General features: G+C 71.3%; 1 protein-coding gene. It reads left to right on the top strand.

Annotated features, from left to right (window positions below; translation table 11 throughout):
- Window positions 1-595: beta-ketoacyl [acyl carrier protein] synthase domain-containing protein (locus J0695_RS38370; protein ID WP_206969473.1), on the top strand; the 595-nt coding region annotated here is incomplete at both ends.

The following is a 595-nucleotide window of genomic DNA, read 5'->3' as shown; positions in this document are numbered from 1 at the left end:
CGTGGGCAGGGCGTCACCGGCCGGAGGGCCGGCTCCGCACCGGCCGGTGACGCCCTGCCCACGACACCACCGCCCGCACCCGCGCCCGCGCCCGCGGCGGAAATCGGCGCCGCGGAGCCGATCGCGATCGTCGGGATGGGCTGCCGGCTGCCCGGCGCCAACGGTCTCGACGCGTACTGGGAGCTGTTGTCCAGCGGTGTGGATGCGACCGACAACGTTCCCGACGACCGCTGGGACGCCGCCGGCCTGCTCGCCGACGGCCAGATCACCCCCGGAACCGTCGCCACCCGCCGCGGAGCGTTCATCGAGGGAATCGACCAGTTCGACAACACCTTCTTCAGAGTGTCGGCGCGTGAGGCCCGCAGCATGGACCCGCAACAGCGGATCTTCCTCGAGGTCGCCTGGGAGGCACTGGAGGACGCGGGCATGAGCACCGACGCCCTGCGGGGCGGGCGCACGGGAATGTTCGTCGGCCTGAACACCACCGACTACCAGCAGCTGCTGACCAGCCATCCGGAGAGCGTCGATCTCTACTACGGCACCGGCAACACCTTCTCCGGCAGCGCCGGGCGCATGTCCTACTTCCTGGGCGTCC

This window comes from Streptomyces beijiangensis (genome assembly GCF_017315755.1).
In the GTDB taxonomy this organism is placed as follows: domain Bacteria; phylum Actinomycetota; class Actinomycetes; order Streptomycetales; family Streptomycetaceae; genus Streptomyces; species Streptomyces beijiangensis.
This window is presented reverse-complemented; position numbering and strand designations above follow the sequence as displayed.